Origin of the sequence: Micromonospora sp. NPDC005173 (assembly GCF_040608515.1) — a bacterium.
Classification (GTDB): domain Bacteria; phylum Actinomycetota; class Actinomycetes; order Mycobacteriales; family Micromonosporaceae; genus Micromonospora.
Genome location: NZ_JBEXIK010000004.1, coordinates 1 through 20946 on the forward strand (window position 1 = coordinate 1; position 20946 = coordinate 20946).

Below are 20946 nucleotides of genomic sequence, written 5' to 3' on the forward strand. Positions count from 1 at the left end.
CACACCACCGGCGAAGGCCAGACCAGCAACGGACAGCACACTCTTACGCATGATCGTGTTCATGGGGGTAGCTCCTTCACGGGGGTAAACACCCAGCCGACCGGGGGATCGGCGTTACCGGGTGCGAGCACCTCGTCCGGCGCTAACAACAAAGTCTTTTCGGCGGCCTACGGGCGGGGGGCTCGTGGCGCCGGGTCTGTGTGTAACGACCACCGGGCCGACATCATTCCGGGCTGGCCCATCCACCGGCACCCTGTCGAGCGGGGGTGCGGGGGGCGGTCGTTCAGGGGATCTGCAACGACCGGCGGGGCGGAGTCATTCCGGCATTGGCACCGGCTCGAGCGGGTGCCTGGTGCGGTCGTTCAGGGGATCTGTAACGACCGGGCCAGGCCTGGCATTCCAACCCGTTGAGTCGGGGCGGCGGGCCGGTGGTACTGCGATCGTCAGGGTATGTAACGACCCCGGGCCGGCCCCCATTCCACCGCACGAGTGCAGCCAGTCACACCCCAGAGACCCCCGATAACGGACATTCGACGCCCGGACCGCCCACCACTCCCGGCGTCAACCGGACATTCGACGCACGCCCGGCCACCGCCCCGGCCATCAGACCGGGCCGGGGCCATGGTCAACTCCAGATCACCGACATCGGGGCATCACCGCGCAGGGATACCGCGACATCGCCGACACCGAGTCGATCACCCCCACGCCGCACCAGTGGTGCGAGGGCGCGCCAGATGCCCAAGAGGTGCGGCACGGCGAGGACACGATGCCGGTAAGCGGACACCGAGCGCCACAGAGGGAATCGTGGCCATCAGGACGCCCCGAAAACCACACCACCGAGACGGTGGTTGGCGGTGATCGACTCCAGATCGCCGACATGGGGGCATCACCGCAGCGGGATACCGCGACATCGCCGACACCGAGTCGATCATCCACGGCGCACCGGTAGGCGGGCGCGTCAGGTGCCGAGGTAGCGCAACACGGCGAGGATTCGGCGGCTGTAACCGGTCACGTGGGCGAGGTCGAGTTTGTCGAAGATGGCGTTGACGTGCTTCTCCACCGCGCTCTGCGACACGTGCAGACGCTGGGCGATGGCGGCGTTCGTGTGCCCCTGGGCCATCTCGTGCAGCACGTCCCGTTCGCGCGGGGTCAGCCGACCGAACGGGTCCGGCCGGTCGGAGCCAGCGACGACCTGCCGGACCACCTCGGGGTCGAGCGCGGTGCCCCCGGCGGCGACGCGGTCCAGTGCGTCGAGGAAGTCGTCCACCTGGGCGACCCGGTCCTTGAGCAGGTACCCGACTCCCTCAGGGCGGTTCGCGAGCAGCCGGCCGGCGTACCGCCGCTCCACGTACTGGGAGAGCACCAGGACGGCGGTGCTGGGCCAGCGTCGGCGGATTTCCAGCGCGGCGCGTAGCCCGTCGTCGGTGTGCGTGGGCGGCATCCGGACGTCGGTGACGACCACGTCGGGACGGGACCGTTCGACCGCCTCGATCAGCTCGTCGGCGGTGCCGACCGCCGCGACCACCTCGTGGTCCTCCTCGGCGAGTAGCCGCGCCAGGCCTTCCCTGAGCAGCGTCGAGTCTTCGGCGAGGACTACCCGCACGGGAGCTCCGCGAGCACGGTGGTCGGACCGCCGACCGGGCTGGTCACCCGCAGCCGGCCGTCCAGCGCGGCGACCCGTCGGGCCAGCCCGGACAACCCGCGCCCGGCCGGGTCCGCGCCACCCACGCCATCGTCGTGTACGCGCATCCGGACCATCCCTTCCCGTACCCCGATCTCGACCGTGACCACGGTAGCGGCGGCGTGCTTCGCGGCGTTGGTGAGCGCCTCGCAGGCCACGAAGTACAGCACCGTCTCGGTCTGCCGCTCGGGGCGGACCGGCAGCTCGCAGCGGATCCGCACCGGCACCTCGGAGCGGCGGGCGACCATGGCGAGCACCTCGCCGAGGTCGCTGCCGTCCAGCGCCGACGGGTAGACCCGCCACGCCACCTCGCGCAACTCCTCGACGGCCCGCTGTACGTCCTCGTGTGCCTGGGCGAGTAGCGCGCGGGTGCGGTCGGCGTCCCGGGTGCGTCGGGCCCGGCCGAGCAGCATGCCGAGCGCGACGAGCCGCTGTTGGAGGCCATCGTGCAGGTCGCGCTCGATGCGGTGCCGCTCGGCGTCGACGGCGTCGATGACCCCGGCCCGGCTGGTGGTGAGCTCGCGGACCCGCGCCGCCAGCTCCGCCCGGCTTCCCGGGCCGAGCAGCCGCCGGGCCAGCCGAATGTCCAGCGCGGCGACGCTGACGATGGCCTGGACGTTGAGCAGCAGCAGCACCGCTCCGACGGCGACCTGGGCCAGCGCGTCGAGGGGGGTCAGCTCGCCGCGCACCGCCGCACGCAGCACGATCGCGGCCAGTACCACGCCGACGCCCAGCACGGCGTACGCCAACAGGCCGAGCACGCCGGGCAGCAGCCGGGCGGCGAGGTAGCCGACCTGCCGCCGGGTCGCCGCGCTGACCGGTGCGGGCAGCTCACCCGCGGCGAGCAGCCCCGTCAGCCGGCGGCGTTCCACGCGCACCAGCAGTGCGGCGTACCGCTTCATCAGGCCAGCGGCCTGGCGGCCGGCCGGGGGCGCGAGAGCGGACCCCGCGAGCGCGACGGCCGCGACGGCCAGGAAGACCAGCTCGACGGCGGCGGTCGCGGTCCCGGCGGCGACGCCGACCGGCAGCCGAAGGCGGTGCCACCACCGGCCGATCCGACGCTCTCCCGCCATTACCTGCCGCCCGCCCGACTGCCGGAGCCGACGCCACCACCGGCCGGACCGACGCTCCCCCACGACCACCTGACGCCCGCCCGACTGCCGGTCTAGCGCTCGTCCGAGGCCCACGAGCCGCTGCGGTAGAGAGTGCCGCGACCGCCCGGGTCGGGCACGCCGTGCCCCGCCCCCTGGTGGTCGAGGGGGGCGGGCTCGGGGTTGCGGGCGGCGCGACGGGCCCGCAGCACGCGAGACCCGACGAACCAGGCGACGGCCGCCACGACGGCCACGATCACCACGTTCTGGAACACGCCGACATACCCCTCGACGAGGTGCCAGTTGTCGCCGAGCAGGTAGCCGGCGAGCACGAAGGTGGTGTTCCAGATCAGGCTGCCCAGCGTGGTGTAGAGCAGGAATGTGCCGACGGGCATCCGCTCGACCCCGGCCGGGATGGAGATCAGGCTCCGGAAGATCGGGATCATCCGGCCGAAGAAGACCGCCTTCACGCCGTGCCGGAGGAACCACGCCTCGGTCCGGTCCACGTCGCTGAGCTTCAGCAGCGGCAACCGGGCCGCGATGGCGCGCATCCGGTCCCGGCCCAGCGACGCACCGATCAGATAGAGCGCCAGCGCACCCACCACCGAGCCCAGGGTGGTCCAGAAGATCGCACCGATCAGGCTGATCCGGCCCTGCGCGGCGACGAACCCGGCCAGCGGCAGGATCACCTCGCTGGGGATCGGCGGGAACAGGTTCTCCAGCGCCACCGCCAAGCCGGCGCCCGGCCCGCCGAGTCGTTCCACCAGGTCACTGACGTAGCCGACCAAGCCATCCTGGGGCGGTCCGGCCTCAGCGATGGGGGTTCCGGTGGCGAGCACGGCGTGGGACGTTCGAATCATGCCCCCACGCTACGAAGTGATCCTGAGAGCCGACCATGGGGTCGACCACCCGGCCGCGCGGCCCGACCATAGCCCCGGGGGTGTGGAAAACCGCACCCCGCTACGGTTCGCTGTGGCGCAGCCACTGTGCGTACCCCGGGACGTCGCGGCGAACGCGCGGACGCACGCCGCCGCAGTCCGCGCGGCGCGCGCCCGGGTGGTGCTCTTTCCGGAGCTGTCCCTGACCGGGTACGAGTTGAACGCCCCGGTCGTGCCCGTCGACGACCCCCGACTGAGGCCGCTGGTCGAGGCGTGCGCCGAGACGGGCGCGCTGGCCCTGGCCGGAGCGCCGGTCGCCGGTGACCACATCGCCGTGCTGGCGGTGACCGGCGCTGGCGTGACGGTGGCGTACCGGAAGATGTGGCTGGGCGACGTGGAGGCCCGCCGGTTCCGGCCGGGCGACGCGCCGGCCGTGCTCGACGTGGACGGATGGCGGGTGGGGCTGGCGATCTGCAAGGACACCGGCGTCGCCGCGCACGCGGCGCGGACCGCCGCGCTCGGGATCGACGTGTACGCGGCGGGCGTGCTGGAGTCGGCGAGCGACGCCGACGTGTCGGACCAGCGGGCGCACCGGATCGCCACCGCGCACCGGGTCTGGGTGGCCATGGCGAGCTTCGCCGGGTCGACCGGTGGCGGCTACACCGAAGCAGCCGGTCGGTCCGCCATCTGGTCGCCGAAGGCCGAGGTGTACGGCCGGACGGGCACAGAGCCGGGCGAGCTGCTTCGCGCCAGCCTCGACTGAACGCGGTTAGGGTGGGCCGGTGATCTTTGGCCGGCTGGTGCAGTTGCGGCGCTATCCGGTGAAGTCGTTGCTGGGCGAGCGATTGCCGGCCGCCGACGTATGCGAGACCGGCGTCGCGGGTGACCGCGCGCTGGCCCTGCTGGATCGGGCCACCGGTCGGGTTGCCAGCGCCAAGCAACCTCACCGGTGGCGCACCCTGCTCACCCTGCGGGCGGCCGGCACGGCACCCGACGCGGTGCGGATCACCCTGCCCGACGGCCGGCACCTGTCGACCGCGGAGCCCGACATCGACGTGGTGCTCTCCGCGACGGCGGGCCGTTCGGTGACGCTGGTCGACGCCGTACCGGCCGACGCCACGCTGCTGCGTTCCCACCCGGACGCGGTGCTGGCCGCCGGATTGGCGGACGAGGTCCCGGCGGACGAGAGCCGGCTCGGGTCAGCCGCGCCCGGCACCTTCTTCGACTTCGCCCCGATCCATCTGGTCACCACCGCAACCCTGGACCGGATCGCCGCCGACCTGCCGCCCGAGGCTGGGACGGTGGAACGCTACCGACCCAACCTGGTGCTCGACACGTCCGGGGACGCGTTCGCCGAGAACGGCTGGGTGGGCCGGGAGCTGCGGATCGGCCCGGCCCTGGTGCTCGCCGTGCTCGCCCTGACGCCGCGCTGCGCGGTGCCGACGCTGGCGCACGGCCCGCTGCCACGGGAGACCGAGGCGCTGCGGGTGCCGGCCCGGCTGAACCGGATCGAGCCGTTGCCGGGCCTGGGCCCGCAGCCGTGCGTCGGCGCGTACGCCCGGGTGGTCCGTCCCGGCCGGGTGGCGGAGGGCGATCCCGTCACGATCGGCTGATTCTCGCCCGCCAACTAATGACGCTCGGCGCGGCTCCGGCCGATGTCGTACGGGCCGGGCATCATCGCCACATGAGCACGCTCCCTTCTCGACTGTCCGTCGTCACGCTGGGCACGCGCGACATCGGCACGTTGCGCTCGTTCTACCGTTCGTTGGGCTGGCCCGAGCTGCCGTCCAGTGACGACGGTTGGTCGGCGTTCCTGCTCGGCGGCGTTCTGCTCGCGCTCTATCCGCTGCCCGAGCTGGCGGCCGAGGCGGCGCCCGGCGTGTCCGAGCCGGCGGGCGGCTGGTCCGGCGTCACGCTGGCCTGCAACGTCGACAGCCGCGAGGCCGTCGACACGGCCTTCGCCACGGCCGTCGCGGCGGGCGCCACCGTGGTCGCGGAGCCGACCGACCGGGCCTGGGGTGGGCGCTCGGGCTACTTCGCAGATCCGGAGGGCAACCGCTGGGAGCTCGCGTGGGCGGGCACGGCCCGTTTCGACGAGCGCGGCGCCCTCATCTCCTTTGGCTGAGTTCGGCGGCCATCTGCGCTGAGCTGTGGTTGGGCTCCACTCCGTCCACCAGGATGGCCTCGCCGGCGAGGTGCCTTGTCCGCAAGGGCTTGATCTCCTGATAGTTGCTGGAGTGATACCAGGAGCGGGCCGTGGGCAGGTCGGGAAATTCGATGATCACCACATCGCCCGGCCAGGTGCCTTCCATCACGTCAACGGTGCCGCCGTGGACGATGAACCGGCCACCGAAGGGGGTGAGGGTGGCATCGATACGCTCCAGATACTCCAACACGTCGGCGTGGATGGGTGCTCTGCGCAGGTGCGCAAGCGCGTACGCGGTCATGGGTTCTCCGTTCGTTACGGGCGGTCGGCCCTGGGAGTCAATTACGCCGTCGGGACGCGGTCCAGGAAACCCAGGACCTGGGTCAGCCGTCCGTCCTCGTCGATCGTTGCGACGTCGAAGCCCACGATCGGCGCCTCGACGGCTTCCGGCCCGAGCTCCCAGGTGAAGCGGACCTGGTTGTGGTGGCCGTCGACCGGTCCGGCCAACCGGAACGTCATGCCGGGGAACTGGTTCTGCACCGCGGCGATCGTCGCGTCGATCGCCTCCCGGCCCTCGGCGACGGCCAGTGGGTCGACGTAGCGGCCCTCGGGGGCCCACAGGTCGTTGATGTCCCGGCGCCGCCTCGCCGGATCGCTCTCGTTCCACATCGCGATATACCGCTCGGCCAGCTCATCGAAGGTGGTAGCCACGGATCTCTCCTTGCCCGCTAGGGATGGGGCGGGTTGTCGCCTCTGGAAGAAATGATCTCGGCGCCTTGGCGCCTTGTCGATTACGTCGCAGGTAATGGCCGGTGCGCCGATGCGGTCACTAGGGTCGGGGCGTGAGGACCATGACCAGGCCCGGGCGACCAGTCGGGGAGTTGCTGCGCGACTGGCGCCGAACTCGCGGAATGAGTCAGCTCGACCTGTCGATCGAGGCGGGAGTGTCGGCCCGGCATCTGAGCTTCGTGGAGACCGGGCGATCTCGTCCGAGCCCGGAGCTGATCCTGCGGCTGGCGGAGCAGCTCGACATGCCGCTGGCTGAGCGCAACACGATGCTGCTCGCCGGCGGCTACGCGCCCGCCTACTCCAGCCACGAGCTGAGCGATCCGGAACTGGATCCGGTACGTGCCGCCATACGACAGATCCTCGACGGACACAGCCCGTACCCGGCGCTGCTCGTCGACCAGCACTGGCAACTCGTCGAAGCCAACCCTGCCGTCGCCCTGTTCACCGCCGGCGCCGAGCCCCGCCTTTTGACTCCACCGATCAACGTGCTGCGGCTCAGCCTGCACCCCGACGGCATGGCCCCGCGAATCCTCAACCTGCCCGAGTGGCGCGCCCACCTGCTCAACCGGCTGCGGCAGCAGGCCGTGACAACCAACGACCCGGTCCTGTACGACCTGCACGAGGAGCTTCGCGGCTACCCCGGCGGCAACGGCCACGGCGCACCGATCAGCGAGGCGGTTTCGCGCATCGTCATCCCGCTCCGGTACCGCCACAACGACCAGGAGATGTCCTTCTTCAGCACCACCACCCTCTTCGGCACGCCGCTTGATGTCACCGTCTCCGGGCTGGCCGTCGAGGCCTTCTTCCCTGCCGACTCGGCGACCACCGAAACGCTCCAGGCCCTCACCACGTCGGGGGTCGGCACGGGCACGTGACACTTCACCGCCGGCTCCGGTGTCGGTACGCCGCCCAGGCGGATACCGTCGCCCCATGCCCGAGCTGATCGCTCCCACCGTCCGCCTGCACGCCGCCTGGCTCAAGGCGCATGCCGAGTGGGGTCCCGGCCTCCACGAGGACGGTTTCGGGCTGCGGCCGTCCGACGAGGTGCGCTCGCCTGACGAGTTCGCGGCCTGGGTGGGCCGGCTCGCGGACGAGTCGGACGCGGCGAAGCCGCTGGCCGCTGGACAGGTGCGGTGCACGTACCGATGGATCGTCGAAGGTGACGAGGTGCTCGGTGGGATCGCGCTGCGGCACGGGCTCGACGACTACCTGTTGCGGGTCGCCGGCCACATCGGTTACGGCATCCGGCCGTCCGCGCGCCGGCGTGGGTTGGCCACCTGGGCGCTGGGCCGGATGCTCGATGAGGCACGGGCCCTCGGCCTGGATCAGGTGCTGGTCACCTGCGCGGTGGACAACGTCGCCTCAGCGAGGACGATCGAGCACCACGGCGGTGTCCTCGAGGACATCCGGGGCACCGAACACGGCGCGGTGCGCCGGTACTGGATCAAGCTCTAGCGCGCCGTCGGCTGTCACACGCCCCCGGTGTCGCTGAAGCGTCGCAGGGTCCAGCGGGCCGGCGGCCAGCTGGCGGTGTCGTCGTCCGTGGTCCATTCGGTGATCGAGGCTGCGGCCACCCCCAGGTCGAACGCCCGGTAGAGCGGCTGAGCGCCGAGCGCGTGGAACGCGCCTTCGACGGTCTCGGTGTGTCCGACCAGCAGCACCGTGGCACCCCGGTGTCGTTGTGCGATCTCCATGATCGCGCGGCTGACGCGGACGACCAACTCGGCCCAGCTCTCGTTGCCCTTCTCGAACGGCCGGAACACGCCCCCACCCTCCGCCGCGTAGTCGGCCTGGAACCGGCTGATCGGCAGACCGTCGGCGTACGGCGGCGTGTGCCAGGTGCACAGACCACAGTCCGCGACCGGATTGACGCCCAGCGCCGCGGCGATCGGCTGAGCGGTCTGGACGGCCCGGCGCAGCACGGACGAGTACACGGCGGCTGGTCTGTCGGCGGCAAGGTCCACGGCGAGCCGCCGGGCCAACTGACGTGCCTGATCGTGGCCCAGGTCGGTCAGGCCCCGGCAACCGTGCGGGCCGCCCACGATCCCCTCGACGTGGTGGATCGACTCGCCATGTCGTACGAAGATCAGCCGCGTCCGCATCGGACCATCATGCCAGCGGTGCTGGTAGATGTATCAGTCGTCCGTACGGCCGGTGGAAAAGCCGTTGGCCTGACTGAGCAGGGCATCGAGTTGTGCGCCCGTCCGCGCCGACAGCCGGTCCCGGTCCACCAACTCGGCGATGCGTTCCCGCAGCTCGGTGACGTGCTTGGCGCGGTCCTTCGAACGGCGGCTGAGGTCCTCCAGATCGTCGCGCAGATCCTCGGCGGTCCTCCGGTCGATCTCGCCGCGGGCCTGCGCCTCAGCGAGCACCGCGGCGAACGCGGTGGTTACCTGCCGCAGGCTGACCGGCACCTGCTGACCGATGGTCGGAGGCGCGGAGCTGCTGGCCGGCGGCGAGGATGGTGCCGCCGGCGTCGGCGACTGGCTGGTGGTTGACGGTGCCGGGGCGGTGGTCGACGGTGAGTCGGCGACCTGTGACGAGTCGGGCGAGCCGACGCTCTGGGCGAGCAGCGCGCCGAGACCGACCAGCGCCGCGAGACCGGCCGTGGCCAGCACAGCGAGGGGTCGTCGTGACCGGCGGCGGCGGGGCGGGGCGTCATCCGGTGTGGGGTGGGGGCGGGCCGCCGAGCGGTCGATCAGGGTGGGCGGGTGGGCCGAGTGCGCTGACGGCAGGACGCGCAGCATCTCGGTGGGCGGCTCGACCGGCTGGCCGGCACCGAACCGGGTGGCGAGCTGTGCGGCGGTCGGCCGGCGGGCCGGGTCGGCGGCCAGGCAGGCGATGGTCAGCTCGGCGATGTCGGCTGGCAGGCCGGGCACCCGCAGCGGCGGGACCGGAGTGCCCCGCCGGTGCACCTCCAGCGCGTCCTCCCAGCTCTGCACGGGCAGCGGTGCCCACCCGGTGAGCGTGCGGTAGAGCAGCGCGCCGAGGGCGTACACGTCGCTGGCCGGGTCCGGAGGGCCGGCGGCCAGTCGCTCCGGTGCGAAGTAGGCAGGCGTGCCCATCAGCGGCTCGCCGGTCTGGCCGCCGAGCGGGTGGTGCGGCCCGCCGAGCGCGGCGATGCCGAAGTCGAGCACCTTGGCGCCGGTGTCGGTGAGCATGACGTTGCCCGGCTTGACGTCGCGGTGCACCACGCCGATGCGGTGCGCGGCGGCCAGCGCCGCGGCGATCTGCCCGGCCACCCGGACCGCCTCCGGCCAGGGCAGCGGGCCGGTCCGCAGCCGGTCGGCCAGGTTGTGCCCGTCGACCAGCTCCATCACCAGGTACGGCACCACCGCGCCGCCGGCCAGGGTCGCCTCGGCGTAGTCGTACACCTGGGTCACGTGCGGGTGGGTCAGCCGGGCGGCCGCGCGGGCCTCGCGCTGGATGGTGGCCCGCAGTTGCGGGTCGGCGGCGAGCTGCCCGGCGAGCACCTTGACGGCGACCGGCCGGCCGAGGACCTCGTCGTCGGCCCGCCAGACCTCGGACATGCCACCAAGGCCGATCCGCTCGTGCAGTACGTAGCGGTCGTGGAGACGGAGAGTGGGCGTGAACGGCGACATGGCCTCACCAGTCTGCCTGGCCGCGTCCCCCTCGACCACCCAGGGCGCCCGGTACCGGCCCACTCCTCACCTACGTACCGAAATGGGCCGGTGCGCGGGTGACGGCGGACCGGCCCCGGGCCGGCGGGTCGGCTAGGAGCAGGGGGTTGCGGCGGGCAGCGGTCGCGGCTGGATCCGGTCGGCGAGCCGGCGCAGGACGACGGCGGTGGCCCGCCGGGACGGCGCGAGCAACGGCGGCCGGACTCGCTCGACCTGGACCGGAGCATCCGGGCGGGCCGAGTTGACGTGTCGGTTCATCGCGTCGAGGGCGGTGATGTAGCCGGTCGAGTGTTCCATGGTCAACTCCTCGGGACAGGTCCGGTTGAGGCCCGGACGACGAGTGCGGTGGGCAGCAGCACGTGGCCGGCCGCGGTGTCCGCGGGCGGGTCGAGCAGTAGTTCGGCGGCGATTCGGCCCTTCTCCTCGGCCGGCTGCCGAACGGTGGTGAGGCCAGCAGCGGCGGCCTCGGGGATGTCATCGAAGCCGGTCACCGACACCGGCGGGCGCTCGCCAGCCGGCCGCTGGGCCAGGGCGTCCAGCACGCCGAGGGCGAGCACGTCGGAGCCGGCCAGCACGGCGGTCGGCGGTGTGGGCCCGTCGAACAGCCCGGCGACGGCCGCGGACGCTGCCTGGCGACTGTTGCCCGGAGCGTTGACCACGGTCAGCTCGGCCCAGTCGACGCCGACCTCGGCGAACGCGTCGGCGAACCCGGCGAGCCGGCCTCGGGTGGTCGGGTGTACCGCCTCGTTCACCCCGGACAGGGTGAGTCGGCCGGCCGGCGCGTCGGGCAACACGCCATCGGCGAGCAGGGCCACCCGGCGGTGGCCGAGGCCGGCCACGTGCGCGGCGACGCTGCGGGCCGCGGCCCGCTCGTCGATGCCGACGAACCGCTCGTCGGGGCCGGCGTCGTCGCGGGAGGCCGTGCTGACGTACGGCAGCCCGCGATCCCGGATCACGTCCAACGCCCACTCCTCGTCGGCGACGCAGTAGACGCAGAACCCGTCGACCGCAGCGTTTTCCACCGCCCGCCGGGCGTCGGTCTGCGCCGGGGGCAGCGGCACCAGCAACATGCTGGTGCCGTGCCGCTCTGCCGCGCTGCCGACCCCGGCGAGGAAGCGGACCGCGAACGGGTCGGTGAAGGCGTACGACAACTGCGAGGTGAACAGCACCCCGATCGATCCGACGAAGCCGCGGCGCAGGGAGCGGGCGGTGGGGTTGGGGCCCGGGTAGCCGAGCTGCCGGGCGGCGTCCAGGATCCGTTCGCGCAGCGCGGCGGAGAGCTGGTCGGGGCGGCTGTAGGCGTTGGACACGGTGCTGCGCGAGACGCCAACGGCGTCTGCCACGGCTTGCAGGGTTGGCTTCACCGGCACCTCTCTGTATCGATCCAGTCTGTATCGATTCAGAGATTAGCCGGACCGGTCGGCGTCGGTCAATACCGTGCGCCGACCAATCCCGTCGTCGAGCCGTCAGGGCACCAGCACCAGACGACCCCGCACGCCCCCGGCGGCCAGCCGCTCGTGCGCCACCGCCACCTCGGCCAGTGGCAGCCGTCCGGCCAACCGCAGGCCGAGCTGCCCGTTGTCGACCAGCGCGGACAGCTCGGTCAGCCGGGCGCCGTCGGCGTACACCTCCTGGACCACCACCCGGGTGGCCCGCAGCGGCGGCGGGGCGAACGGCGCCACCAGGGCGACGAAGGTCCCCTCGCCGCGCAGCGCCTCGTGCGCGGCGACAGCTGGAGCGGGACGGCCTGGTCAGCCGGTCGGTGACCGCGAGCGTGCCGGCACGGGTCGACTACCGGCTCACGCCGCTGGGCGAGAGCCTGCTGCCGGTGCAGCGGGCCATCAAGGCGTGGGCCGAGACGCACATCGGCGAGGTGCACGCGCCCGGGACCACTACGACGCCACGGGCTCCTGAACCGGGGCCCGACGAGCGCGCCGCCCGACGGGGTCAGGGCAGGCGGGCCACCGCGCCGTACATGCTCACCTCGGTCGCTGAGGTGCGCGGCTGCGGCTCGCTCTCGGCCCGCCACTCGGCGACCGAGGTGATGCCCGGCTCGACCACGTCGAGGTCGGTGAAGAAGCCGGTGAACTCGGCCCGGGTGCGCAGGTTGATCAGCCCGTGCGGGCCGCCGCCCTTGGCCGCCGCTCTGGCCTCCTCGGCGACCTGCGGGGGCAGGTAATCGTGGGTGGCGTGAGAGGCGGCCAGGTAGCTGCCTGCCGGCAGCGCGTCGAGCAGCCGCCGCACCAGCGCGTACGGGTCGTCGCCATCCGGCACGAAGTGCAGGACGGCCACCAGCATGAGCCCGACCGGCCGCGACAGGTCGATGGTGCGCAGCAGCTCCGGATGGGTGAGGATCCGCTCGGGGTCGCGCAGGTCGGCGTCGATGTAGGCGGTGGCGCCGTCGGCCGAACTGGTCAGCAGCGCGCGGGCGTGGGCGAGCACGATCGGGTCGTTGTCCACATAGACCACCCGGGACTCCGGCGCGATGCCCTGGGCGACCTCGTGGGTGTTGTCGGCGGTCGGAATGCCGGTGCCGATGTCGAGGAACTGCCGGATGCCGGCCTCGCGGGCCAGGTAGCCCACCGCCCGCCCGAGAAAGCGGCGATTCTCCAGTGCGGAGATGCGGATGGTCGGGAACGAGGCCGCCATGGCGTCGCCGGACTCCCGATCGGCCTCGAAGTTGTCCTTGCCGCCCAGCCAGTAGTTGTAGCGGCGGGCCGGGTGGGGCACCGAGGTGTCGATCCGGTCGCTCGGTACACCGGCCGTCGCGCCGGGAGCATCGGTGGTCAAGGCTGCCTCCACGAGTCGGCGCGCATCGACCGGCATCGTCTGTCCACTGTCACCGGTCGCCGACCATGTTAGTGCCACCCAGGCCGGGGCACCGCCCCGGTCGCCGGTCACGCTGGATAGAGATCCTCCAGCAGCCGTCCGAGGATCTCCGGGGTGCGCTCCGGCGGCTCGGCCTCGACGCACAGCCGCTCCATCGCCACCGCGTAGTAATCCAGGTCGTCTCGCTTGTCCAGGTAGATGGCACTCGTGAGCTGTTCGATGTAGACGATGTCGGGCAGCTCCGGGTCACCGAAGCGCAGGATGGTGAACGCTCCCCCGGCGGCGGCGTGGCCACCGGCGGCGAACGGGATGACCTGGAGGCGGATGTTCGGCGACTTGGTCGCCTCGATCAGCGCGGTCAACTGGTCGCGCATCACCTCGGCGCCGCCGATCGGGCGGCGCAGCGCCGCCTCGTCCACCACGGCCCAGAGCTGTGGCGGGTGCTCCCGGTGGAGCAACTGCTGGCGCTGCAGTCGCAGGGCGACACGCCGGTCGATCTCGGCCGAGCCGGCCGCGCCGTGCCCGAGCAGCACCACCGCCCGGGCGTACTCCCGGGTCTGCAGCAGGCCGGGCACGAACTGCACCTCGTAGCTGCGGATCAGCGCGGCCGCCGCCTCCAGCCCCAGGTACGACTGGAACCAGGTGGGCAGGACGTCGCCGTAGCGGTGCCACCAGCCAGGGCTGTTGGCGTCCCGGGCGAGTTTGAGCAGCGCCTCCCGCTCCTGCTCGTCGGTGACCCCGTAGAGGGTGAGCAGGTCCGACACGTCGCGTTCCTTGAACCCGACCCGGCCCAGCTCCATCCGACTGATCTTGGATTCGGAGGCCCGGATCTCCCAGCCTGCGCCCTCCCGCGTCACCCCGCTGGACTCCCGCAGCCGGCGCAGCTGGGCACCGAGCAGGATGCGCAGCACGGTTGGCCCGGTTGTCGGGCCGCCCTCGGCGGGAACCATCGTCACGTGCGGACCTCCGGATACCGATCCACGCGGTCGGGCACCCTGGCCCGACCGACGTGTAAGCATGCCATGGACCGACAGTGAGATGAACTCCTCCGGACCGGTGAATCAGTCCCGTCGCCGGGATGGTCCATCGGCAACGCTCAGTTGATGAGATGGTCGAAGTCGCCATCCCGAGCGCCGAGCACGAAGGCCGCGATCTCATCCACCGTGTAGATCAGCGCCGGCCCCTCCGGATGTCGCGAGTTGCGGACCGCGATGCCCGCTCCGCCGGGCAGTTCGGCGAGTTCGACACAGTTCCCGCTGGGGTTGCTGCGGCGACTCTTCTTCCAGCTCAGCGGAGGCAACTGATGGATCGGAACGCCATTCGGAGGCTGCTGCATGAGGGCGTCTTTCTGCTCACGAGCCCGCCGATGCCCGTGGGAGGAGCGGTGACGGCGAGGGGTGCGGTATCGACATTGGACGGTGCTGCACGTGCATCTGCTATTGCATCTGCACCGGACGGCGAGCATGATAACGCACGTGAACGGTGCCCATCCGTTTACGTTGAGTTACCCGAATGGGGCAACCATCAGGAGAAACTGGGCCCGACGCGGCGTGCGCGCCGCGCCGGCCGAGGGCTGGAGGCGGTCGCGGCGATGGGAGTGTTCGTGCCGGATCCGATGAGTGTCGCCTCCGGCATCTGCGCCGCGGGCGCGCTGCTCTCCTCCTGGCAGCTCCGCCGACGGGCGCTGCGCGCCGAGGCCGAGATCGAGCACCTCCAGGCCGAGCTCGCCGCCGAGCGGCACGCCGCCAGCCACGACCCGCTCACCGGGCTGCCCAACCGGCGCGCCTTCTACCGGCTCGCGGCCACCCTGCTCACCGACGCGGCCGGGCAGCCGTTGATCGCCATCGTGCTCGACCTGGACGACTTCAAGCAGATCAACGACCGGTACGGGCACGCCGCAGGCGACCAGGTGCTGATCTGCGTGGCCGAGCGGCTGGCCGGGTTCGCTGGCGACAACCTCGTCGCCCGCCTCGGCGGGGACGAGTTCGCCGGGCTGCTCGCCAGCCCGACCGTCGATCGGCGCTGGATCGAGCACGCCACCCGGCGGCTCAGCGAGACCCTCGCCGCCCCGATCCGACTGACCGGATGCAGCGTCCAGGTGACCGCCTCGGTTGGTCTCGCCCCGGTGACCGGCCCGGCCCAGCTCACCGATGCGCTCAGCCGCGCCGACGCGGCCATGTACCAGGCGAAGAGTCTCGGCGGCAGCAGGTCACCCCGGCAGCTCGTCGACATCGCGCGTGTGGCCGAGTGCTGACCGGTCGGGGATCCGCGGGTGGGGTCAACGCACCTGGTCGAGGTCGCGCAGTGCAGCGTCGGCGAGGGTGACCAGGCCGACCGGCGACACCAACCCCCGCACGATCCCCGCTGACCGTGCCCGGTCGGCCGCGCTGGCGCTGGTGTCCAACGCCTGGCGGGTCCAGTCGCTCAGGTCGTCGAGCGCGCGGACCGCGAGGAACCAGGCCAGGCGGGCCGGGTCGACGTCGACCCGGCCGTAGCCGGCGAGGACGGCCATCTCCTGCTCGGCGGTGATCGGTGCGAAGGCGAGCACCCCGCCGATGACGAACATCAGGTCACACTCGGGCGGGGCGAGCACCGCGTCGTCCCAGTCGATCAGCCAGACCTGCCCGTCCGGGCCGAGCAGCAGATTGCCCAGGTGCGGGTCACCGTGGCAGACCACGACTGGCCCGGCCGGGTCGGCGGCGCGGCGCTCGACCTCGCGGGTCAGGGCCGACACCCGGTCGGCCACCGCGGACCAGACGCCCGCCAGCTCGGCCAGCAGCGGGCCGGCGGGGTCGGCCGGGTCCGGGTCGCGCAACCGCTCGGCCATCGCGCGGGTCCCGGCCACGATCGCCGGGTACGCCGCGCCGCCGGGCGGCAGCAGCCGCATCAGCTCGGCGGTCACCGGCACCGCGTGCACCGCGGCCAGCAGCTCGCCGTACGTGCGCCAGTGCGCCTCGGTCATCGGGCCGTCGAGCGCCCGATGGTCGGAGACCCAGGGCACCACCGAGAGGCGGCGGCCGTCGCGGTCACCGCACAGCCGCCCGTCGCGGGTGCGCAACGGCGCGGGAATGCCCGGCACGCCCTGCCCGGCCAGGTGCGCCGTCACGACGAGGCCGGCCGGGGTGCCGCCACCGCTCAGCTTGACCGCGTACCGGGCGCCGTCGGCGGCTCGCGCCAGCCACAGCCGGGCGTGCTGGTCGGCACCGTGGGTCACCTCGTCCATCGTGGTCAGGTCGAGGCCGAAGTCCGCGCGGACCCAGCCGACCACCTGCCGCGACGCGTCCTCGATCATTTGGACACCCTGCCATCGGCCGGGCCGCCGGCCCATCGAATTTAGACCGGCGCCGGCCCGGGCGTCGCCGCGCGCGGCACCCGGGCCCGACCGGTTCAGCGCAGCGTGGCGAGGTGCCGGTCCAGTGCGGCGTACGACTCGGCGGCGCCCTGCGCCATGCCGGAATCGGCCATGCCGTCGCGCTGCTCCTTGGTGTCGAACCGGGTCGTGCTGGTGATCACGGTGCCGCCGTCGCCCTCGGTGAAGACGATCGTCTCCACCGCCACCTGGCCCGGCATGCCCTCGAACTCGAAGGTCTGCACGATCCGCTCCGGTGCGGCGATCTCCCGGAACTCGCCGCGGAACGCGTAGTCGTTGCCGTCCTCGGCGTGTTCGACGAAGCGGTAGCTGCCGCCCTCCCGGAAGTCGATCTCGATGTCCAGCGGGTTGCCCCGCCCCCACCACTGCCTCAGGTGCTCGGCCTGGGTGTGCGCGGCGAAGACCAGCTCGCGCGGGGCGTCGAAAGAACGGGTGAGGGTGATCTCCCGGTCGGACGGGAGGTCGATCACGAGGTCACGGAGCTCGCTCATCACTGTTCTCCTTCAGATCGCGTAGGTAGTCGTCCAACCTGTCGTAACGGTCGTCCCAGAGCCGGCGGTACTGCTCGACCCATTCGGCGAGCGTGCGCAGCGGGGCCGGGTCGAGCCGGCATCGACGCCACTGCGCCTCACGGGTCCGCACGATCAAACCGGCGCGTTCCAGCACGTTGAGGTGCTTGGAGATCGCCTGCACGCTGATCGGGAACGGCTCCGCCAACTCGTTGACCGTCGCCTCGCCAGCCGCCAGCCGGGCCAGGATGGCCCGCCGGGTCGGATCGGCGAGAGCGGCGAACACCGCGCTGACCGGATCTGTTGTCATTAGTCGCTCTCAACCATCTGGGTTATCAACCGTTGGGTTGAATATACCGCTCACCGGGGTTCCGTCAACCCCGTCAGGAGAAGCCGGTCCGGCACCGGTGTGATTCGGACCGGCGCCGGGGTATGAGTGGCGATCACCGATCGACGGCCGAGAGGAACCGACGTGGCGAGCATCCGCGCCCTCGTTCTCAACTGCACCCTCAAGCCGTCGCCGGTCCCGTCCAGCTCCGAACAGCTCGGTCGGGAGGTGCTGGCCGAACTCGCCATGCAGGGTGTGGACGGCGAGATGCTCCGGGTGGTCGACCACGATGTGCGGTTCGGGGTGTCGACGGACGAGGGCGACGGGGACGGCTGGCCGGCGATTCGGGCCAAGATCCTGGCGGCCCAGGTGCTCATCATCGCCACGCCGATCTGGCTCGGTCAGCCGTCCAGCGTCTGCAAGATGGTCCTCGAACGCCTGGACGCCGAACTCTCCGAGACCGACGCCGAGGGCCGGCTACTCACCTACGGCAAGGTGGCCGGCGTGGCCGTCGTCGGCAACGAGGACGGCGCGCACCACACCATCGGCCAGGTGCAGCAGGCACTCAACGAGGTCGGGTTCACCTGCGCCGGGGCCGGCGCCACCTACTGGGTCGGCGAGGCGCTGCACACACTGGACTACCAGGATGCCGGTCCCAAGCCCGACACCACCGGCCGCACCACGAAGACGCTGGCACTCAACAGCGCACACCTGGCCCGGCTGCTTGCCGAACAGCCGTACCCGCCGCCGGACGCGAAGGGTGCCGGCCGCGAGCCGGCCTGACGTCAGGTGCCGGGCGGGGCGGTCAGCGCCAGCCGTAGCCGGCGCGCAGGGCCTGCCCGACCCGGTCGAACCGAGGCCGGTCCAGCACGGCCCCCTCGCGGCGGATGCTGTCCTCGCGCATGGTGAGCACCCGGTCCAGCCGGACCCAGCTCGGCCGGTTGTCCCGGTCCCATTCACCGGGCCCGAGCGCGAACCAGTGCCGCTGCCCGTGCCGCTCGCTCTGGCTGGACAGCATCAGCCCGAACAGCGTCCGGCTGTGCCGCCCGACAACCAGCACCGGCCGGTCCTTGCCCTGCCGGGGGTCATCCTCGTACGGCACCCAGGTCCACACGATCTCCCCGGGGTCGGCTTGGCCGTCCCGCTCGGGGGCGTAGGTCAGCTCCCGCCGCTGCAACGCGCTCACCTGGCGCTGGCGGGCCACCTTCGCCGGGGCCGGACCGGACCGCCGGGGCGACGGGATCGCGGCGCCCACCCGTGAGATGCGCGCTGCCACATTCCTCAACAGACCAGCCACGGCGGGCAGCCTACCGGTCCCGCAGCGGCCGTCGAAGCGGGCGGTACTACGGCAGACTGGTGCGCGGCATCGCGACGACGCGGAGGTACGCGCAGTGACCATCGAGGTACGTACCAGGAGTCTGCCCGGGGCGGTTACGGCACTCGGTTCCGCCGGGGCGTACACCCTGGTGGTGGACCGGCCGGTGGACGGCGGCGGTGGCGGGCTCGGGTTCAACGGGGGCCAACTGCTCTACCTCGCGGTCGCCGGCTGCGTCTCCAACGACCTGTTCCGGGAGGCGCGGGCGGCCGGCCTCGACCTGCACCGGGTCGAGGTGACGGTGCGGGGCGACTTCACCGGCGAACCGGCCGTGTCCACGGAGGTCCGCTACGACGTACGGGTCGAGGGCGACGCCCCGCCGGAGGTGCTCCGGGCACTGGTCGAGCGGGTGGACGCGATCGCCGAGATCCCCAACTCGCTGCGCGGTGGCACCCCCGTACGGCTGGGTCGCACCGAGATCGCCGGCGCCGGGCGTACCGATGACTGAGCTGCCACACGACCTGCCGATCCTGGAGCGCAGCGCGGTGCGGGTGGTGGTCCGCGACGGCGCCGACCGGGTGCTGCTGTTCCACACCCGCGACCCGGACCACCCGCGGCTGGGCACCTGGTGGGAGCTGCCCGGCGGCGGCATGGACCCCGGAGAGACCTACCGCGACACGGCGGTGCGGGAACTGCGCGAGGAGACCGGCATCGCCGTCACCGCCGACCAGGTGGGCCCGCCAACCTGGCGGCGGCGCGCGAGCTTCCTGCACCGCCAACTACGCCACGTCCAGGACGAGGTGGTCGTCGCGGTACGGCTGGACGGCCCCGGTCCGGACGTGGACGAGGCGCAGCGACTCGACTACGAGCTGGAGGACTACTTCGGCTTCCGCTGGTGGCCGCTGCCCGAGGTGGTGGCCAGCTCGGCCCGCTTCTACCCGGGACGGCTCCCCCGGCTGATCACGCCCTTCCTGGCCGGCGAGGAGATCGACGAACCGTTCGAACTGTTCTCGTGAACCGGGTCAGCGAGGATGCCGGACCGAGCGGCGGCGGGCAGAGTGGGGGCATGACGAGCGACCTGCACGGCCCGCTGTCCCGGTACGCCGAGAACCTGCACGCTCAGATCGGTGCCGAGCATCACGTCGCCTCCCCGCTCGGCGCCTGGCTGCTGCTCGCGCTCTCCGCCACGGCGGCGACCGGCCCCCGTGCGGTCGATCGCAGAGCGGCCGACGGGTTGGCGGAGGCCCTCGGCACCGATCTGACCAGCGCGGCCGAGGTCGCCCGCGCGCTGCTGGACGCGCCGCATCCGCTGGTGGCGTCCGCCACCGCGCTGTGGCACCGGCCGGGGCAGGGCGACGGCGGACCGTCCGACTGGCGGGCCGCGCTGCCCGCGGCGACCGAGGTCGGCGCACTACCCGACCAGGCCGGGTTGGACGCCTGGGCGCGTGAGAACACCCTCGGCCTGATCGAGACGTTCCCGCTGCGGGTCGGGCCGGACGTGGTGCTGGCCCTGGCCAGCGCGCTGGCCACCCGGATCTCCTGGGCCGACCCGTTCGAGGTCGCCGACGCTGACGCGCTCGGCGTCGACAGCGCCTGGGCGACCAAGCTGCGCCGGGCGCTGCGCAGCCCGGGCCACGGCCACCAGATCGCCATCGCGACGACCCCGGGGGCCGGTGACGTGATCGTGCACGCCGCGCCAGCCCAGGCGACCGACGGCGCGGGGCTGGTCGTCGTCTCGGTGGCCGCCGCGCCGCACGTCCCGCCGGCCGAGGTGCTGGCCGCCGCGTACCACCTCAGCGCCGGCGCGGCCGACGGCGCCGAGCCGGCCGGGCGCCGCTCGCTGTTCGACCTGCCGCTCGGCGACACTCCGCTGTGGACGCTGCGCGAGGAACGGGTACGGACCCGGGCCCGCGACGGCCGAGAGGAGCGACACCGCGCGGTACTCCCCTGCTGGTCGGCCCGGAGCGAGCATGACCTGACGGCTCCGAAACTGGGCTTCCCGGCCGCGTCGGCGACGTTGGCGACCGCGCTGGCCCTGCCGGTGGAGACCTTCGAGGCGCGTCAGGCGGCGATGGCCCGGTTCGGCCGGTACGGCTTCGAGGCGGCGGCAGTGACCGGGATGTTCGGCCTGACCAGCCTGCCGCCCGAGGGCGTCGCCCGCACCGCCGAGCTGCGCTTCGGCCACCCGTACGCGGTGGTCGCGGTCGCCACCGATACCCGGCCGGACGGCACCATCGGGCCCTGGCACGGGGTGCCGGTCTTCTCCGGCTGGGTCGCCGACCCGGAGGAGCTGCCCGAGGCCGACGCCTGAGCCAGGGCGTTCCGTGCGCAGTGACGAAGCGCCGGCGGCCCGCACGCTTTGTCAGCGG

27 protein-coding genes are annotated in these 20946 nt (G+C 72.6%); 10 read left to right on the forward strand and 17 right to left on the reverse strand.

The window, feature by feature from the left end; all coding sequences use genetic code 11:
• Positions 1 to 958: 958 nt before the first annotated feature.
• The 3 genes from ABZV00_RS07160 to ABZV00_RS07170 form a co-directional block, all read right to left on the reverse strand.
• Positions 959 to 1603, reverse strand: coding sequence for a response regulator transcription factor (locus ABZV00_RS07160; RefSeq protein ID WP_355602625.1), 645 nt, complete (start codon positions 1601 to 1603; stop codon positions 959 to 961).
• Positions 1594 to 2754, reverse strand: coding sequence for a histidine kinase (locus tag ABZV00_RS07165; protein WP_355602627.1), 1161 nt, complete (start codon positions 2752 to 2754; stop codon positions 1594 to 1596). The genes ABZV00_RS07160 and ABZV00_RS07165 overlap by 10 nt, the downstream gene beginning before the upstream one ends.
• Positions 2755 to 2846: 92 nt before the next feature.
• Positions 2847 to 3632 carry a DedA family protein gene (locus tag ABZV00_RS07170; RefSeq protein WP_328417394.1) on the reverse strand — a complete coding sequence of 262 codons (786 nt, stop codon included), beginning with the start codon at positions 3630 to 3632 and terminating at the stop codon, positions 2847 to 2849.
• An 82-nt stretch (positions 3633 to 3714) separates the two neighbouring features.
• On the opposite strand from ABZV00_RS07170, the gene ABZV00_RS07175 reads away from it, so the two are divergent.
• From ABZV00_RS07175 to ABZV00_RS07185, 3 genes are all read left to right on the forward strand, one after another.
• Positions 3715 to 4413 carry a carbon-nitrogen hydrolase family protein gene (locus ABZV00_RS07175; protein ID WP_355602629.1) on the forward strand — a complete coding sequence of 233 codons (699 nt, stop codon included), beginning with the start codon at positions 3715 to 3717 and terminating at the stop codon, positions 4411 to 4413.
• 19 nt (positions 4414 to 4432) lie between these two features.
• Positions 4433 to 5263, forward strand: coding sequence for an MOSC domain-containing protein (locus ABZV00_RS07180; protein ID WP_355602631.1), 831 nt, complete (start codon positions 4433 to 4435; stop codon positions 5261 to 5263).
• Between the two features lie 71 nt (positions 5264 to 5334).
• On the forward strand, positions 5335 to 5775 hold the full coding sequence (locus ABZV00_RS07185) for a VOC family protein (protein WP_355602633.1): 441 nt from the start codon (positions 5335 to 5337) through the stop codon (positions 5773 to 5775).
• Here the strand turns inward: ABZV00_RS07185 and ABZV00_RS07190 are convergent.
• Entirely contained in the window at positions 5759 to 6097 is a 339-nt protein-coding gene (locus ABZV00_RS07190) for a DUF1330 domain-containing protein (protein ID WP_355602635.1), read from the reverse strand. The genes ABZV00_RS07185 and ABZV00_RS07190 overlap by 17 nt on opposite strands.
• Positions 6098 to 6138: 41 nt before the next feature.
• Entirely contained in the window at positions 6139 to 6507 is a 369-nt protein-coding gene (locus ABZV00_RS07195) for a nuclear transport factor 2 family protein (RefSeq protein WP_355602637.1), read from the reverse strand.
• Positions 6508 to 6647: 140 nt separating this feature from the next.
• Between ABZV00_RS07195 and ABZV00_RS07200 the strand changes: the two genes are divergently transcribed.
• Together ABZV00_RS07200 and ABZV00_RS07205 are read left to right on the forward strand one after the other, a co-directional pair.
• The gene (locus ABZV00_RS07200; RefSeq protein WP_355603111.1) at positions 6648 to 7460 is read left to right on the forward strand and encodes a helix-turn-helix transcriptional regulator; all 813 of its coding nucleotides are present in this window, start codon (positions 6648 to 6650) and stop codon (positions 7458 to 7460) included.
• A 55-nt stretch (positions 7461 to 7515) separates the two neighbouring features.
• Positions 7516 to 8040: a GNAT family N-acetyltransferase gene (locus tag ABZV00_RS07205; protein ID WP_355602639.1), complete on the forward strand. Its 525-nt coding sequence runs from the start codon at positions 7516 to 7518 to the stop codon at positions 8038 to 8040.
• 14 nt (positions 8041 to 8054) lie between these two features.
• Here ABZV00_RS07205 and ABZV00_RS07210 read toward each other — a convergent pair whose 3' ends face one another.
• The 8 genes from ABZV00_RS07210 to ABZV00_RS07245 all read right to left on the reverse strand — a co-directional run bounded on the left by ABZV00_RS07210 (position 8055) and on the right by ABZV00_RS07245 (position 14391).
• Positions 8055 to 8687 carry a histidine phosphatase family protein gene (locus ABZV00_RS07210; RefSeq protein ID WP_355602641.1) on the reverse strand — a complete coding sequence of 211 codons (633 nt, stop codon included), beginning with the start codon at positions 8685 to 8687 and terminating at the stop codon, positions 8055 to 8057.
• 33 nt (positions 8688 to 8720) lie between these two features.
• Complete coding sequence (locus tag ABZV00_RS07215) at positions 8721 to 10187, reverse strand: serine/threonine-protein kinase (protein ID WP_355602643.1); 1467 nt, start codon at positions 10185 to 10187, stop codon at positions 8721 to 8723.
• A 132-nt stretch (positions 10188 to 10319) separates the two neighbouring features.
• Positions 10320 to 10523: a hypothetical protein gene (locus ABZV00_RS07220; RefSeq protein ID WP_328417410.1), complete on the reverse strand. Its 204-nt coding sequence runs from the start codon at positions 10521 to 10523 to the stop codon at positions 10320 to 10322.
• A 2-nt stretch (positions 10524 to 10525) separates the two neighbouring features.
• Positions 10526 to 11569: a LacI family DNA-binding transcriptional regulator gene (locus ABZV00_RS07225; protein ID WP_328417411.1), complete on the reverse strand. Its 1044-nt coding sequence runs from the start codon at positions 11567 to 11569 to the stop codon at positions 10526 to 10528.
• Between the two features lie 123 nt (positions 11570 to 11692).
• Positions 11693 to 11908: a zinc-binding dehydrogenase gene (locus ABZV00_RS07230; RefSeq protein ID WP_355602645.1), complete on the reverse strand. Its 216-nt coding sequence runs from the start codon at positions 11906 to 11908 to the stop codon at positions 11693 to 11695.
• 265 nt (positions 11909 to 12173) lie between these two features.
• On the reverse strand, positions 12174 to 13016 hold the full coding sequence (locus ABZV00_RS07235; protein WP_355602647.1) for an SAM-dependent methyltransferase: 843 nt from the start codon (positions 13014 to 13016) through the stop codon (positions 12174 to 12176).
• Positions 13017 to 13123: 107 nt separating this feature from the next.
• Complete coding sequence (locus tag ABZV00_RS07240; RefSeq protein ID WP_328417416.1) at positions 13124 to 14011, reverse strand: helix-turn-helix transcriptional regulator; 888 nt, start codon at positions 14009 to 14011, stop codon at positions 13124 to 13126.
• A gap of 140 nt (positions 14012 to 14151) precedes the next feature.
• On the reverse strand, positions 14152 to 14391 hold the full coding sequence (locus tag ABZV00_RS07245) for a DUF397 domain-containing protein (protein WP_328417417.1): 240 nt from the start codon (positions 14389 to 14391) through the stop codon (positions 14152 to 14154).
• 267 nt (positions 14392 to 14658) lie between these two features.
• Here ABZV00_RS07245 and ABZV00_RS07250 point away from each other — a divergent pair, with 267 nt between their 5' ends.
• Entirely contained in the window at positions 14659 to 15309 is a 651-nt protein-coding gene (locus ABZV00_RS07250; RefSeq protein ID WP_328417419.1) for a GGDEF domain-containing protein, read from the forward strand.
• 24 nt (positions 15310 to 15333) lie between these two features.
• On the opposite strand, the gene ABZV00_RS07255 is transcribed toward ABZV00_RS07250, so the two are convergent.
• The 3 genes from ABZV00_RS07255 to ABZV00_RS07265 form a co-directional block, all read right to left on the reverse strand.
• Positions 15334 to 16347, reverse strand: a complete 1014-nt coding sequence (locus tag ABZV00_RS07255) for a phosphotransferase (RefSeq protein ID WP_355602650.1) — start codon at positions 16345 to 16347, stop codon at positions 15334 to 15336.
• A gap of 95 nt (positions 16348 to 16442) precedes the next feature.
• A complete protein-coding gene (locus tag ABZV00_RS07260) occupies positions 16443 to 16916 on the reverse strand; it encodes an SRPBCC family protein (RefSeq protein ID WP_328417423.1) in 474 nt (157 codons plus the stop codon).
• Positions 16900 to 17244 (reverse strand): metalloregulator ArsR/SmtB family transcription factor, encoded by a 345-nt coding sequence (locus tag ABZV00_RS07265; RefSeq protein ID WP_328417425.1) that lies wholly within the window; start codon positions 17242 to 17244, stop codon positions 16900 to 16902. Before ABZV00_RS07265 ends, ABZV00_RS07260 begins: the two co-directional genes overlap by 17 nt.
• Before the next feature lie 162 nt (positions 17245 to 17406).
• Between ABZV00_RS07265 and ABZV00_RS07270 the strand changes: the two genes are divergently transcribed.
• On the forward strand, positions 17407 to 18045 hold the full coding sequence (locus tag ABZV00_RS07270) for an NAD(P)H-dependent oxidoreductase (RefSeq protein ID WP_355602652.1): 639 nt from the start codon (positions 17407 to 17409) through the stop codon (positions 18043 to 18045).
• Positions 18046 to 18067: 22 nt separating this feature from the next.
• Here ABZV00_RS07270 and ABZV00_RS07275 read toward each other — a convergent pair whose 3' ends face one another.
• Positions 18068 to 18559 carry a type II toxin-antitoxin system PemK/MazF family toxin gene (locus ABZV00_RS07275; RefSeq protein WP_328417429.1) on the reverse strand — a complete coding sequence of 164 codons (492 nt, stop codon included), beginning with the start codon at positions 18557 to 18559 and terminating at the stop codon, positions 18068 to 18070.
• Positions 18560 to 18653: 94 nt separating this feature from the next.
• On the opposite strand from ABZV00_RS07275, the gene ABZV00_RS07280 reads away from it, so the two are divergent.
• From ABZV00_RS07280 to ABZV00_RS07290, 3 genes are read left to right on the forward strand one after another with little or no spacing between them, the layout of a single operon-like run.
• On the forward strand, positions 18654 to 19085 hold the full coding sequence (locus ABZV00_RS07280) for an OsmC family protein (protein ID WP_328417430.1): 432 nt from the start codon (positions 18654 to 18656) through the stop codon (positions 19083 to 19085).
• Positions 19078 to 19593: an NUDIX domain-containing protein gene (locus ABZV00_RS07285; protein ID WP_328417431.1), complete on the forward strand. Its 516-nt coding sequence runs from the start codon at positions 19078 to 19080 to the stop codon at positions 19591 to 19593. Before ABZV00_RS07280 ends, ABZV00_RS07285 begins: the two co-directional genes overlap by 8 nt.
• A 50-nt stretch (positions 19594 to 19643) precedes the next feature.
• Positions 19644 to 20888, forward strand: coding sequence for a hypothetical protein (locus ABZV00_RS07290; RefSeq protein ID WP_355602655.1), 1245 nt, complete (start codon positions 19644 to 19646; stop codon positions 20886 to 20888).
• Positions 20889 to 20946: the final 58 nt, after the last annotated feature.